The 12686-nt window shown below is 72.1% G+C and carries 11 protein-coding genes; 2 read left to right on the forward strand and 9 right to left on the reverse strand.

Features of this window, described 5'->3' with window-relative positions:
• Window positions 1–108: 108 nt before the first annotated feature.
• A complete protein-coding gene (nucS, locus tag ABZ565_RS02795; protein WP_018550058.1) occupies window positions 109–780 on the reverse strand; it encodes an endonuclease NucS in 672 nt (223 codons plus the stop codon).
• Between the two features lie 266 nt (window positions 781–1046).
• Between nucS and ABZ565_RS02800 the strand changes: the two genes are divergently transcribed.
• Window positions 1047–1439 carry an SCO5389 family protein gene (locus tag ABZ565_RS02800; protein WP_018102614.1) on the forward strand — a complete coding sequence of 131 codons (393 nt, stop codon included), beginning with the start codon at window positions 1047–1049 and terminating at the stop codon, window positions 1437–1439.
• A gap of 99 nt (window positions 1440–1538) precedes the next feature.
• Here ABZ565_RS02800 and ABZ565_RS02805 read toward each other — a convergent pair whose 3' ends face one another.
• Window positions 1539–2579 (reverse strand): LLM class flavin-dependent oxidoreductase, encoded by a 1041-nt coding sequence (locus ABZ565_RS02805; RefSeq protein WP_361019681.1) that lies wholly within the window; start codon window positions 2577–2579, stop codon window positions 1539–1541.
• A 198-nt stretch (window positions 2580–2777) separates the two neighbouring features.
• Here ABZ565_RS02805 and ABZ565_RS02810 point away from each other — a divergent pair, with 198 nt between their 5' ends.
• Window positions 2778–3107: an ATP/GTP-binding protein gene (locus ABZ565_RS02810; RefSeq protein ID WP_361019684.1), complete on the forward strand. Its 330-nt coding sequence runs from the start codon at window positions 2778–2780 to the stop codon at window positions 3105–3107.
• Window positions 3108–3119: 12 nt separating this feature from the next.
• On the opposite strand, the gene ABZ565_RS02815 is transcribed toward ABZ565_RS02810, so the two are convergent.
• The 7 genes from ABZ565_RS02815 to mce all read right to left on the reverse strand — a co-directional run bounded on the left by ABZ565_RS02815 (window position 3120) and on the right by mce (window position 12669).
• Window positions 3120–3980: an ABC transporter permease gene (locus ABZ565_RS02815; protein WP_361019687.1), complete on the reverse strand. Its 861-nt coding sequence runs from the start codon at window positions 3978–3980 to the stop codon at window positions 3120–3122.
• A complete protein-coding gene (locus ABZ565_RS02820) occupies window positions 3977–5182 on the reverse strand; it encodes an ABC transporter ATP-binding protein (protein WP_361019690.1) in 1206 nt (401 codons plus the stop codon). Before ABZ565_RS02820 ends, ABZ565_RS02815 begins: the two co-directional genes overlap by 4 nt.
• A 144-nt stretch (window positions 5183–5326) precedes the next feature.
• Window positions 5327–6106, reverse strand: coding sequence for an ABC transporter permease subunit (locus ABZ565_RS02825; RefSeq protein ID WP_361020027.1), 780 nt, complete (start codon window positions 6104–6106; stop codon window positions 5327–5329).
• 2 nt (window positions 6107–6108) lie between these two features.
• Window positions 6109–7098 carry an ATP-binding cassette domain-containing protein gene (locus ABZ565_RS02830; protein WP_361019693.1) on the reverse strand — a complete coding sequence of 330 codons (990 nt, stop codon included), beginning with the start codon at window positions 7096–7098 and terminating at the stop codon, window positions 6109–6111.
• Between the two features lie 91 nt (window positions 7099–7189).
• On the reverse strand, window positions 7190–8125 hold the full coding sequence (locus ABZ565_RS02835) for a cellulose-binding protein (protein WP_361019696.1): 936 nt from the start codon (window positions 8123–8125) through the stop codon (window positions 7190–7192).
• A gap of 185 nt (window positions 8126–8310) precedes the next feature.
• Window positions 8311–12108, reverse strand: coding sequence for a polarized growth protein Scy (gene scy, locus ABZ565_RS02840; RefSeq protein WP_361019699.1), 3798 nt, complete (start codon window positions 12106–12108; stop codon window positions 8311–8313).
• A gap of 132 nt (window positions 12109–12240) precedes the next feature.
• Complete coding sequence (mce, locus tag ABZ565_RS02845) at window positions 12241–12669, reverse strand: methylmalonyl-CoA epimerase (protein ID WP_361019702.1); 429 nt, start codon at window positions 12667–12669, stop codon at window positions 12241–12243.
• Window positions 12670–12686: the final 17 nt, after the last annotated feature.

A 12686-nucleotide genomic window follows, 5' to 3' on the forward strand; every position in this document is an offset into this window, starting at 1 on the left:
GAGGGTTCCGTGCTCAATCGCCGGACGGGCTTGAAAGGGCCGACGGGCCCGGAGCGGTCGCGCGGTTGGAGGCGCTCAACCGAGCAAGGGGCCCACAGGCCCCCACGCTCAGAACAAGCGCAGCTTGTCGTCCTCGATGCCGCGCATCGCGTCGTAGTCCAGGACCACGCAGCCGATGCCGCGGTCCGTGGCCAGGACGCGGGCCTGGGGCTTGATCTCCTGGGCGGCGAAGATGCCCTTGACCGGGGCCAGGTGCGGGTCGCGGTTGAGGAGTTCCAGGTAGCGCGTCAGCTGCTCGACGCCGTCGATGTCGCCGCGCCGCTTCAGTTCGACGGCCACCGTCTGCCCGTCCGCGTCGCGGCAGAGGATGTCGACCGGGCCGATGGCCGTGAAGTACTCGCGGCGGATCAGCGTGTAGCCCTCGCCCAGGGTCTCGATGCGGTCCGCGAGCAGTTCCTGGAGGTGCGCCTCGACGCCGTCCTTGATCAGACCCGGATCGACGCCCAGCTCATGGCTCGAGTCGTGGAGGATTTCCTCCATCGTGATGATCAGTTTTTCGCCCGCCTTGTTCACCACGGTCCAGACGCCCTCGGTGTCGCCGCTGCCCTCCTTCAGGGTGCAGGGCGGCGACATCCAGTTGAGCGGTTTGTAGGCCCTGTCGTCGGCGTGAATCGACACGCTCCCGTCCGCCTTCACCAGGATGAGGCGGGGAGCGGAGGGCAGGTGGGCCGTGAGCCGGCCCGCGTAATCCACGGAGCAGCGGGCGATGACGAGACGCATGGTCCGCAACGCTACTCGACAACGAGGGCCCGACGCGATTCACCGGTCGGCCGCTCTCACCCCTTCCGGAGTTGGCGCTTTCTGTCTTGCCCCTCTTTGAACCCCTTCGTTATTGGCCGGTTGTGTTCCCAATCTCCTGGTGCGGCCCGGACTGCGCCCTTACCGTGGAAGCGGGAGGTCGTCGTGCGTGCACGCTGCGTCGTCGTCGGCCTTCTTCCCTGCCCGTAAGGCTCCGGTAACCCGCCGGGGCCGCGAGAGGAGAACCCATGTCGCTCGACGTCTCACCGGCTCTGTTGGAACAGGCCGAGCGAGGCGAGGTCGACGAAGCCGACTTCGTCGACTGCGTCCGGACCTCCCTGCCCTACGCATGGGAGATGATCAGCTCGTTGGTGGCTCAGCTGAAGGTCGACGGCGGGGAGTTCGCCGATAACCAGACGCCGCCGCCCAATGAGCAGGCACGTGGTCAGCTGCTGCGTGCGCTCGCGAGTGATGCGATACGCGGGGCGCTGCAGCGGCACTTCGGGGTGCGTCTCGCATTCCAGAACTGCCACCGCGTCGCGGTGTTCCCACTGGACGCCTCGGTCGACGACCGACTGGCCAAGTTCACCTCGGTGAGGGGCCAGTTGCTCAACCAGTCGCCCGAACTACGGGACTGCTGAACGCTTCCGTCGCCGTTCCGGGCCGCGGGAGGTGCAACTGGTCCGGGGCGGCGGCTCCGTACGTACACCGCCGTACACCCTTTCGTCCGTGCGCGGGGGTCATTCGAGGAGTGGCCGTACCTCCGTGCCCAGCCGCGCTACGTTCTCCTCCGTGGCGACGAGATCTCCGGAACCCTCCACCAGGAGCGCGAAGCGGGTGATGCCCGTGCGCTCGGCGGTCACGGCGAGGCGCTCGGCCGCGAGCTCCGGCGTGCCCACGGGATGAAGGCCGCACAGCAGCTCCGCGTACCCGACGGGGTCCCGCATCACGCGGTGCCGGCCGTCCACCGTCACATGCGCGTCCAGCCCCTGGCGCAGCCAGCCCGGCATCGCCTTCACCAGCGTCTCGACGGCGTCCTCGGTGCGGTCGGCGATCTGGGCCACCCCGGCCGACACGTGCCCCGCCCCGCGCACCTTCTCCGGCGCATGGCCGGCCGCCAGCGCGCGGGACCGCCAGAGCGCCACCATCTCCGCCTTGTCCTCGTCCCCGCAGTGCATGCCGAGCAGCATCGGCAGACCCCGGTCGGCGGCGAGCTCCACGGTCTTGCGGGAGGTGCACGCGACGATCACCTCGGGGCCGGACCCCTCGGCGCCGTCCGCGCCGATCAGCTCGTCGGCCCGGGGGACGACCGCGACCTCGCGGAAGCCGTACCGCTCGCCCCGGCCCGCCACGCGCGGCTCGCGCAGCCAGTCGAGCAGGAGCCCCAGGGACTCCGGGAACCCCTTCTCGTACGCCTCCAGGCCGCCGCCGAACACCTCCAGGTCCACCCACGGCCCGCCCCGGCCGACCCCGAGGCTGAACCGGCCGCCGCTGGTCAGATGGAGCAACGCGGCCTGCTCGCCGAGCGCCACCGGGTGCTGCGTGGGCAGCACGCTCACCGCCGTACCCACGCGGATGCGGCGGGTCCGGCCGAGCAGCTGCGCGGCCAGGGTGACGGCGGACGGGCACACCCCGTACGGCACGAAGTGATGTTCGGCCAGCCAGACCGAGTCGAGCCCGGACTCCTCGGCGACCTCGGCGGACCGGATGGCGCGGTGCAGCGCTTCCCCCGGTCCCTGGCCCGGAAACTGGGCCGCCAGTACGAATGTTCCGACACGCATCGCCGATTGCCTCCTTGTGGCCGACGCGGCTCTCCCCTACTGGCAACAACGTCTGACACGTGCCAAAGGCACGGTCCGGCGCGGAGTTGTTGCGATTTTCCGGTAACCCGTCGCGCCGCGAGGTCCGAGAGACGGGTACCCCGCCCGAATGGCCCTACGCTGGACGGGTCCCGCCCGGCCCGTCCCAAGAGGTGAACCGTGTCCCCGCGCCGCAACCGCCCCCGAGGCGGCGAGAGCCGCAACGACAGCGCGAGCGTGGCGGGCGACCGGTACGGCGGGGGAGGGCGTACGGAGGAGTGGCAGGGCGAGGAGTGGTCGGTGCGCCCGGTCAGCGGCGCGAGCGCGGCCGGCAAGCGCTACCGCTGCCCCGGCTGCGACCAGGAGATCCCGTCCGGTGTCCCGCACCTGGTGGCCTGGTCCGAGTACGGCGGGGTCGACGACCGCAGGCACTGGCACAAAGCCTGCTGGAACGCGAAGGACCGCCGCACCACGAAGGTGCAGCGGTCCCGGAACGCGCCGCGCTACTGAGGCGGCGCGGCCTCAGACGTCGCGCTGGTTCATCGACAGGTACGCGCCGCCCATGGCGACCGCCGTCACGCCGAGGATGATCCACAGCGGCTCCCAGCCGGACGGGCCGGACGTGGAGACCGAGTTGTCGTAGAAGACGCTCAGCTGGTTCGGGACCGAGTACTCCAGCAGCGCGTCCCGGAGGCCCTCGAGCGAGCTCGCGAACATGAAGAGCGCCAGAACGAGCGGCAGCAGCACCACCCCGATCATGAGGGTGATCGCCCCGGCCGAGTGCCTGATCAGCGCGCCGACCGCGAGTGCCAGCAGCCCCAGCGTCGCCACGTAGAGCCCGACGCCGACCGTGGCGCGCAGCCACTCCTCGCCGCTCGGCGACGCCGCGTCCAGCATGGACGACTGGATCAGGGCGACCACCGACGTCATCACCGTGGTGAGGACGAAGGTGAGCAGGAAGAAGACGAGCGCCTTGGCGCCGAGCACCCGGCCCCGGCTCGGGCAGGCCGTCAGCGTCGTACGGATCATGCCGGTGCCGTACTCCGAGGCGATCGTCATCACGCCGAGCGTGATCACGCAGATGGTGCCGAGCAGCACCCCGAAGAAGCCGAGGCTCAGGACCGGGGTCTCGTTCATGTTCCCGTCGGACGCGGAGACGGCGACGGCCGCGAGCACCCCGATGACCAGCAGCAGCGCGGTCATGACCCCGAGCGTCCACATGGTTGAGCGCACGGACCGGATCTTGGTCCACTCGGAGGCGATCGCGTCCCCGAGTGTCGCGGGACGCATCGGGATCGGCGAGGTGTAGAACCCCTGCTGCTGGTACGCCTGCTGCGGTGCGGGCTGCTGGTACGGCGCCTGCGGCGCCGGCGGCGTGGTCATCGGGGGTCCTCGCTGGTCTCGCGCTTGGTCAGGTCTGCGGGTGCGGGGGCCTCGGCGGGCGCCGCCGGGGCGGGAGCGGTGGCGGCCGGCGCGGGTGCCTGGGCCGGGGGCGTGGGCGCCTGGCCGGGCGCGGCGGCCGCGTACGGGTTCTGTCCGGGCGGCGGCGGGGCGTACCAGCCCTGCTGCGGCACGTCGGGCACGGGCTGCTGGGGCGGCGGGGCGTATCCCGGCTGCTGCCCGTAGCCGGCGTACGGCGGCTGCTGCTGGAGGTGGACCCGCTGGTCGGCCGTCGAACGGTAGTCCACGGCGCCCTGCGTCATCCGCATGTACGCCTCCTCCAGCGACGCCTGGTGCGGCGAGAGCTCCCACAGCCGGACGTCCGACTCGTGGGCCAGGTCGCTGATCCGGGGGAGCGCGAGACCGGTGACCCGCAGGGCGCCGTCCGGCTCCGACAGGACCTGGCCGCCCGCCTCGGTCAGCGTGGTGGTCAGCTTCTCCCGCTGCTCCGGCGTCTCGTCCGGGACGCGGACCCGGGCGAAGTCGGCCGAATTGGCCGAGATGAAGTCCTTGACGCTCATGTCGGCCATCAGCTGGCCGCGCCCGATCACGATCAGGTGGTCGGCGGTGAGGGCCATCTCGCTCATCAGGTGCGAGGAGACGAAGACCGTGCGGCCCTCGGACGCCAGCATCTTCATCAGATTGCGGACCCAGAGGATGCCCTCCGGGTCGAGGCCGTTGACCGGCTCGTCGAACAGCAGCACCTGCGGGTCGCCGAGCAGGGCCGCCGCGATGCCCAGGCGCTGCCCCATGCCCAGCGAGAACCCCTTGGAGCGCTTGCGGGCCACGTCCTGGAGGCCGACGACGCCCAGCACCTCGTCCACCCGGGCCTCCGGGATGCCGGCCAGCTGGGCGAGCGAGAGCAGGTGGTTGCGGGCGCTGCGCCCGCCGTGCACCGCCTTGGCGTCGAGCAGGGCGCCCACCTGGCGGGGCGCGTTCGGCAGGTTCCGGAACTCATGGCCGCCGATGGTGACCCGGCCGGCCGTCGGCCGGTCCAGGCCGAGGATCATGCGCATGGTGGTCGACTTGCCCGACCCGTTGGGACCGAGGAACCCGGTGACGGCGCCCGGCCGCACCTGGAAGGAAAGGTTGTACACGGCCGTCTTCGCGCCATAGCGCTTGGTCAGGCCGACTGCCTCGATCATGCTCCAGCCCCATCGACTTATCTGTCGTCGGGGCACACGCCGTCCGGCCGTACGCCCCCGTAAGAGTTAGGAGGATATCCGCGCCTTGACGGTTCCGCCCAAGCCGTTACGGGGGTGAGTCCCCGGGCCACCCTCCCGGACGCCCTAGGCGTCCCGCTTCTTGAGCACGAGGAAGCCGCCGAGCACCGCGGCCGCCACCCAGGCCACCATGATCAGCAGCCCGGCCCACGGCCCGTACGGCGCCGGATCGCTGTTCATCGCGTCCGGCACCACCTGCATGATCTTGGACCCCGCCTGGTCCGGGAAGTACTGGGCGACCTTCTTGGCGCCCGGCACCGCCGACAGGATCTGCGAGACCAGGAAGAAGAACGGCATCAGGATGCCCAGCGACAGCATGGAGCTGCGCAGCATCGCCGCCACCCCCATGGAGAACAGCGCGATCAGCCCCATGTAGAGGCCGCCGCCGACGACCGCGCGCAGCACGTTGTCCGCGCCGATGTCCGTACCGTGGTCGCCCAGCAGCGCCTGTCCGAGGAAGAACGTGACGAAGCCGGTGACCAGGCCGACCACCAGCGCGAGGACCCCGGCCACCAGCATCTTGCTGAACAGGAACGTCGCCCGCCGCGGCACGGCCGCCAGCGAGGTGCGGATCATGCCGGAGCTGTACTCCGTACCGACGACGAGCACCCCGAACACCACCATCGCCAGCTGTCCGAGGATCATCCCGGAGAAGCTGATGAACGTCGGGTCGAAGGTCAGCCGCTCCTCCGGCGCGAGATCGTCGAACTGCGCGTTCATCACCGCGCACAGGGCCGCGCCCATCGCCACGGTGACCAGGAACGCCGAGATCAGCGTCCAGGTGGTGGAGGAGACCGTGCGGATCTTGGTCCATTCGGAATTCAGGACCGCGGGGACCGAAGCCATCGTCACGCCCCCTCTCCGCCGCCGGGCCGCTGTACCCAGCCCTCGCCCCACTGCGCGCCCTCCGGCGGCGGTGCGCCGCCGCCCGGCTCCGAGTGGGCGTGGTACTCGACCGAGCCCGCCGTCATCTGCATGAACGCCTCCTCCAGCGACGCCCGCTGGGCGCTCAGCTCGTGCAGCGTGATCCCGTGCCGGGCGGCCAGCTCGCCCAGGTCCTCGGTGGTGGCGCCGTCCACCTCCAGGGTGCCGCCCTCCGCCTCGACGGCGACGACGCCCTCCTGGTGCAGCACGTCGCGCAGCCGCTCCTGCTGCGGGGAGCGCAGCCGGACGTAACTGCGCGAGTTCTCGTGGATGAAGTCGGCCATCGACGTGTCCGCGAGCAGCCTGCCCTGGCCGATCACGATCAGATGGTCGGCGGTCAGCGCCATCTCGCTCATCAGGTGCGAGGAGACGAAGATCGTCCGGCCCTGTGCGGCGAGCGTCTTCATCAGGTTGCGGATCCAGTGGATGCCCTCGGGGTCGAGACCGTTGACCGGCTCGTCGAACATCAGGATCCGGGGATCACCGAGCAGCGCCGACGCGATGCCCAGGCGCTGGCCCATGCCGAGCGAGAAACCCTTGGACTTCTTCCTCGCCACCGCGGTCAGGCCCACGGTCTCCAGCACCTCCGCCACCCGCTGTTCGGGAATGCGGTTGCTCTGCGCCAGGCAGAGCAGATTGTTGTACGCGCTGCGCCCGCCGTGCATCGCCTTGGCGTCCAGGAGCGCCCCGATGTACTTGAGCGGTTCCTCGAGTTCGCGGTAGTGCTTGCCGTCGATCCGTACGGAACCGCTGGTCGGGTTGTCGAGATCGAGCATCATCCGCATCGTGGTGGACTTGCCCGCCCCGTTGGGTCCCAGAAAACCCGTCACCATTCCCGGTTTGATCACGCACGACAACTGGTCGACGGCGACCTTGTTCCCGTACCTCTTCGTGAGGCCATCGAGCTCGATCATGCGTTCACGCTAGAACGGCCGCGTGCCCGGCGCCACCACAAAGGCGGAACCGGGCACGCGGACGAGCCGTGCGGATGCTGCTCCCCGCGAATCAGCGGGTCTGCTGGGCCGGGACGCCGCGCGAGGCGGGCTCCTCGTCGGGGGTGCCGGCGGCGGCCACCGCGGCACCGGTCAGCGTCGCCAGCATCTCGCGGACGTTGGTCAGCTGCGCGTTGATCGAGTCGCGGCGGTTGGTGAGGGCCGCGAGCTCGCGCTCCGACTCGCTGCGGATGCGGTCGGCCTTCGCGTTGGCGTCCGCCACGATGTCCTCGGACTGGCGCTGCGCGGTCTCCACCGTCTGACGGGCCCGGCGCTCGGCGTCCGTGCGCAGCTTCTCGGCCTCCAGGCGGAGCTGCTCGGCGCGGTGCTCGATCTCGGCGAGGCGCTTCTCGGCCTTGGCCTGGCGGGACGCGAGGTCGCGCTCCGACTGGTCGCGGCGCTTGGCGAGGTTCGTCTCGAAGTCCGCGGCGGCCTGGGCGGCCTTGGCGCGGGTCTCCTCGAAGAGGGCGTCGGCCTCCTCCCGCTTCTGCGCCGCGTCCTTCTGCGCGTCCGAGCGCAGCGCGGTGGCCTCACCCTTGGCTTTGTCGACGATGCGGACGCCGTCGTCCTCGGCCTTGGCCTTGCGCTCGGCGGCGAACGTCTCGGCGTCGTTGCGCACCTGCTGGGCGGCGGACTCGGCCAGCTCGCGGTGCTGCTCGGCGGCGCGACGGGCCTCCTCGCGCAGGTCCTTCGCCTCCTCCTCGGCCAGGCGGAGGATCTTCTCCACACGCGCGCCGAGACCCGCGTACGACGGCTCCGCGTCGTTCACCTGGGCCTGGGCGTTCTGCGTTTCGAGGTGCAGCTCCTCGATGCGCTTTTCCAGCGATGTGATGCGGGCGAGAGCACTATCACGGTCGGCGACGAGCTTGGTAATGCGGTCATCCACCTGACCGCGGTCGTAACCACGCCGCACGAGTTCGAAGCCGAAGGGGGAGGAAGGGTCACTCATGGGGTTCCTGTCGAAGTGAGACCGGTGAGGTGATAGAGGGAATCCTAGGGGCCGAAACGGCGTGTCATCGAGTGGATGCCGGTTTGATCTGGAGAATGACACCCCTTTTGAGTGGCTGGCCCCCGTAACCCTTGCCACTCGGACGAATGGCGGTCCATGGACAATCACGGACGACAGCCGGTCGGCTACCCATCGGACTGCTTGCCACTCGATCGAGTGCCCGCCGCGGCACCGGCCTTGACGCCGCCGGCCGGTGCGGAGCCCCCGCCCTTACCGCCCGCCGCGGGGGTCTCGAAAGACTCCAACGCCTCCAGCACGTCCTGGACACGGGAGATCTCCGTGTTGATGTCCTCGCGCCGGCGCACCAGGACCTCCAGCTCGCGCCGGCCCTCGTCCACCATCCGCTTGGCCTCGGCCTCGGCGTCCGCCCGCAGCTTCTCGGCCTCGCGCACCAGGCTGGCCTTCTTCTGCTCGGCCTCCTTCAGCAGCGACTCGGCCCGCTTCACGGCGGCGATCCTGACCTTGCTCGCCTCCGAGTTGGCGTCCGCCAGCAGCTCCTTGGACTTCGCCGCGGCCTCCTCGCGCTGCTCGGTGGCGGCCTTCATCAGCTTGTCGACGCGCTCGCCGACCGTCTTGACCTGCTCGGCCGTCTCCCGGCGCGCCCGGTCGTGCAGCTCCTGGACCTCGGTCTCCGCACGGGTCTTCAGCTCCTCGGCCCGCTCCCGGATCTGCGTGGCGTCCCGGCGCGCCCCGACCAGCAGCTCGTCCGCGTCCGTCCGGGCCCGCTCCACCAGCGTATTGCCCTCGACCGTCGCCTCGGAGGTGATCCGCACGGCCTCCTTGCGCGCCGCGCCGACCATCGTGTCGGCCTGCTCCTCGGCCTCCGTGGCGGCGCGCAGCGCCTCCTCCTGGGCCTTGGCGATGAGCTGGTCCGCCTGCTCCGCCGCGTCCGCCCGGCGCTTCGACGCCGCCTCGCGCGCCTCGTCGAGCAGCCGGTCCGCCTCCTGCCGCGCCTCGGCCCGCATCTGCTCGGCAGCAGCCTCGGCGTCCGCCCGCAGCCGCTCCGACTCCTCCCGGGTGCGCGCCGCGTGCTCCTGCGCGGAGCCCACGGTGGCCGAGGCCTCCGCCCGCAGCCGCTCCGCGTCGCCCGCCGCCTCGTCCACGGTCCGGGCCGCCAGGCGCTCCGCGTCCGTGCGCATCCGCTCGGCCTCGGCGGTCGCCTCGGACACCAGCAGGTCGGCCTGGGCCGCCGCCTCGGTCCGCATCCGGTTGGCGTCCTCGCGGGCCTCCGCCCGGCTGCGCGCCGCGTCCTGCTCGGCGGACGCCAGCGCGTCCGACGCCTCGGTGCGCATCCGCTGGCTGTACTCGGCGGTGTCGGACCGCATCCGCTCGGACTCCGCGATCGCCTCGGAGACCGTACGCTCCGCCATCGCCTTCGCGGCGTCCGTCTCCTCCTTGGCCACCTGGCGGATGCGCGAGGCGTCCTCGCCCGCCCGCTCCCGCTCGGCGTGCGCGTCGGCCCGCAGCCGGTCGGCCTCCTCCTGGGCCTCCGACTTGGTCCGCTCCGCGACGTGCTCCGCCGTCGAGCGCAGCCCGGCGATCTCCGCCTCGGCCTGCTCCTGGAGCCCGCTGACCGCGTCCCGCACCTGCTGGGCGGTCTGCTCGGCCGCCGACACCAGCTCGGCCGCCCGGGCCTCCGCCTCGCCGGTCAGGCGCTGCGCCTCGGCCTGCGCCTCCTCCACCCGCTTGCGCGCGGAGGCCAGCAGCTCCTCGCTCTGCTCCCGGGCGCGCTCACGCTCCTGGCTCGCCTCGGAGCGGGCCGCGTCCAGCGTCTCCTCGGCCTCGCGCCGGCGCCGGTTCGCCTCCTCCTGGGCGGCGGCCAGCGCCTCGGCGGCCTCCGTGCCCACGCGCTCCGCGGCCGCGGCGGCCTCCGACCGCATCCGGTCGGCGCTCTCCTGCGCCTCGGTCCGCAGCCGCTCCGCCTCGGTGGCTGCCTCGGTCCGCAGCCGTACGGCGACGGCCTCGCCCTCGGCACGCGACTGCGCGGCGTCCGCCGCGGCCTCGTCGCGCAGCCGCTGGGCCTCGGCCTCCACCTGCTCCTGGAGCGTCCGCAGTCGCTCGGCGGACTCCGCGCGCAGCCGCTCGGACTCCTCAGCGGCCTCGCGCCGGATGCGCTCCGCCTCCGTACGCGCCTCGCCGAGCGCCTGCTCGGCTGCGGTGAGCCGGGTCCCGGCCTCGTCCTTGAGCCGGGTCAGCTCCTCGGCCGCCTCCGACTGCCGGGCCGCGACGGCGCGCTCGGTCTCCTCGCGCAGCGCGGCCGCCGCCTCCTCGGCCGCGGTCCTCGCCGCCTCGGCCTGCTCCTCGGCCTCCGTGCGCAGCTGCTCCGCCTCGGCCCGGGCCCGGTCGAGCGCGTCCTCCGCCTGCTTGCGCAGGGCGGCGGCCCGCTCCGTGGCCTCGGTCCGGACGCGCTCGCCCTCGGCGGTCGCGGTGCCGCGCAGCTCCTCCGCGTCGGCCTTGGCCTTCGCGAGCAGCTCCTCGGCGGTCTTCGCGCCCTCCTCGATCTGCTGAAGGGCCTCGCGGCGGGCCTCGCCCCGGATCCGCTCGCCCTCAGCGACCGCCTCGGCCCGCAGCTGCTCGGCCTCGCCGCGCAGCCGGCGCGCCTCCTCCTGGAGCTCGACCGTCTTGGCCCGGTACTCCTTGGTGTCGTCCTTGGCCGCGCCCTTGAGCTGGTCGGCCTGCTCGGCCGCCTCGCCGCGCAGCCGGTCCGCCTCGGCCTCGGCCTCGCGGCGGATGCGCTCGGCCTCCTCGCCCGCCGCCCGGGTGGCCGCCTTCGCGTTCTCGGACGCCTTGGTCAGGATCTCCTCGGCGGACCGGGCCGCCTTCGCGAGCTGGGCCGCCGCGTCCTCGGCGGCGGCGGTGCGCGCGGCCTCGGCCGCCTCCGCGCGCAGTCGCTCGGCCTCGCCACGGGCGTCCGCGAGCGCCTGCTCGGCCTCCGCCTTGAGGGTCTCGGACTCCTTGGTCGCCTCGCCGACCAGCCGGGCGATCTCCGTCTTGGCGGTCCGGGTGCGCTGCTCGTTCTGCGACTCGGCGGACGCCAGCCGCTTGACCGCGGCCTCCTTGGCCTCGGCGAGGACCTTCTCGGCCTCCAGGCGCGCCTCGCGCAGCCGGGTCTCGGCCTCCTGCATGCGCTGCTCGGCGGCCCGGTTCAGCTCGGTCGTCCGCTGCCGGGTCTGCTCGGTCTCCGCGGTCGTCGTCAGCCGCAGCTGCTCCGCGTGGCTGGTGGCCTCCTGCGCCTGGCCGGCGGCGGCGCCGAGCATCCGCTCGGCGTCCTTGCGGGCGCGCGACAGGATCGACTCCGCCTCGGCCCGGGCGGACTCCGCCTCGGAGCCGATGCGCTGCCGGGTCTCCTCGGCCAGCCGGGCGGCCTCGGCCCGGGCGGCGGCGAGCGCCTGCTCGGCCTCGGCCCGGGACTCCTCCATCAGGCGGCGGGCCTGCGACTCCGTCCGGGCCCGCAGCTGCTCGGCCCAGGCGACGTTCTCGTTGACGTGGGACTCGACGGTCTGACGGCGCTCCGCCAGCTCCTGGTCGAGCTGCTGGCGGCGCTGCACCGCCTCGTTGTGCAGCTCGGCCTGGAGGCGGGCCTGGTGCTCGGCGTGCTCCTGGAGGATGCGCTGCGTCTGGGCGCGGGCGTCGCGCAGCTCGCGCTCGGCGTCGCTGCGCAGCTGCTCGGCCTGGATCTGGGCGTTCCGGAGCAGCTGCTCCGCCTGGTAGCCGATGTCCGCGCTGTCGTAGGCGGGACGCATCGCCAGACTGCGCCGTGCCTCGTGCAGCTTGGCACGCAAGACCTCGACCTGGTAGCCGAGGTCCTCGGCGTGCTGGACGGCCTTCTCCCGGTCGGTCCTGAGCCGGTCCATCTCGGCCTCGAACCGCGAGAGATGGTCGTCTTCAGCTCGGTGGCTCTCCTGGCGTTCGTAGCCCCGCACTGCGCGGTCCCATCCTTCCCCGAGCTCTCAACGTTCGGGGAATGGTGACAGATCAACGGCTGGGGACGCGGCGCGCCCCCGACCCGGCCCCGGCCCGGAAGAGCCCACTCTACCGGGCGGGTATGGCTGGGGTCAGTGCTCCTTCTTCGCCGTGACCAGTTCGGTGAGGACGCCGTGGCAGTCCTTGGGGTGCAGGAAGGTGATCCTGGACCCCATCGAACCCGTCCTGGGCTCGTCGTACAGCACCCTGACCCCCTTCTCGCGGATGTCCGCGGCGTCCGCGTCGACGTCGGCGGTGCCGAACGCGATGTGGTGGACGCCCTCGCCGTTCCTGGCCAGCCATTTGCCCACGGCGGAGTCCTCCCGGACGGGCTCCAGGAGCTGGAGGTACGAGGCGCCGCCGTCGGACGTATCGTTGATCTTGAGCATGGCCTCGCGTACGCCCTGCTCCTCGTTGACCTCGGAGTGGAAGACCTCGAACCCGTAGGTCGAGCGGTAGAACTCGACGGTCTTGTCGAGGTCGAAACAGGCGATCCCGATGTGGTCGATTCGCGTCAGCATGGGGACAGTGCAGCGTG

It is taken from the genome of Streptomyces sp. NPDC016469 (assembly GCF_040632905.1).
Classification (GTDB): domain Bacteria; phylum Actinomycetota; class Actinomycetes; order Streptomycetales; family Streptomycetaceae; genus Streptomyces.

Excerpts from the sequence above, each read along its gene's own strand:
- ABZ565_RS02830 (WP_361019693.1), bottom strand. The coding sequence starts at position 7,098 with ATGATCGAGCTCGATGGCCTCACGAAGAGGTACGGGAACAAGGTCGCC.
- ABZ565_RS02815 (WP_361019687.1), bottom strand. The coding sequence starts at position 3,980 with ATGACCACGCCGCCGGCGCCGCAGGCGCCGTACCAGCAGCCCGCACCG.
- nucS (WP_018550058.1), bottom strand. The coding sequence starts at position 780 with ATGCGTCTCGTCATCGCCCGCTGCTCCGTGGATTACGCGGGCCGGCTC.
- mce (WP_361019702.1), bottom strand. The coding sequence starts at position 12,669 with ATGCTGACGCGAATCGACCACATCGGGATCGCCTGTTTCGACCTCGAC.
- ABZ565_RS02825 (WP_361020027.1), bottom strand. The coding sequence starts at position 6,106 with ATGGCTTCGGTCCCCGCGGTCCTGAATTCCGAATGGACCAAGATCCGC.
- ABZ565_RS02800 (WP_018102614.1), top strand. The coding sequence starts at position 1,047 with ATGTCGCTCGACGTCTCACCGGCTCTGTTGGAACAGGCCGAGCGAGGC.
- ABZ565_RS02805 (WP_361019681.1), bottom strand. The coding sequence starts at position 2,579 with ATGCGTGTCGGAACATTCGTACTGGCGGCCCAGTTTCCGGGCCAGGGA.
- ABZ565_RS02835 (WP_361019696.1), bottom strand. The coding sequence starts at position 8,125 with ATGAGTGACCCTTCCTCCCCCTTCGGCTTCGAACTCGTGCGGCGTGGT.
- ABZ565_RS02820 (WP_361019690.1), bottom strand. The coding sequence starts at position 5,182 with ATGATCGAGGCAGTCGGCCTGACCAAGCGCTATGGCGCGAAGACGGCC.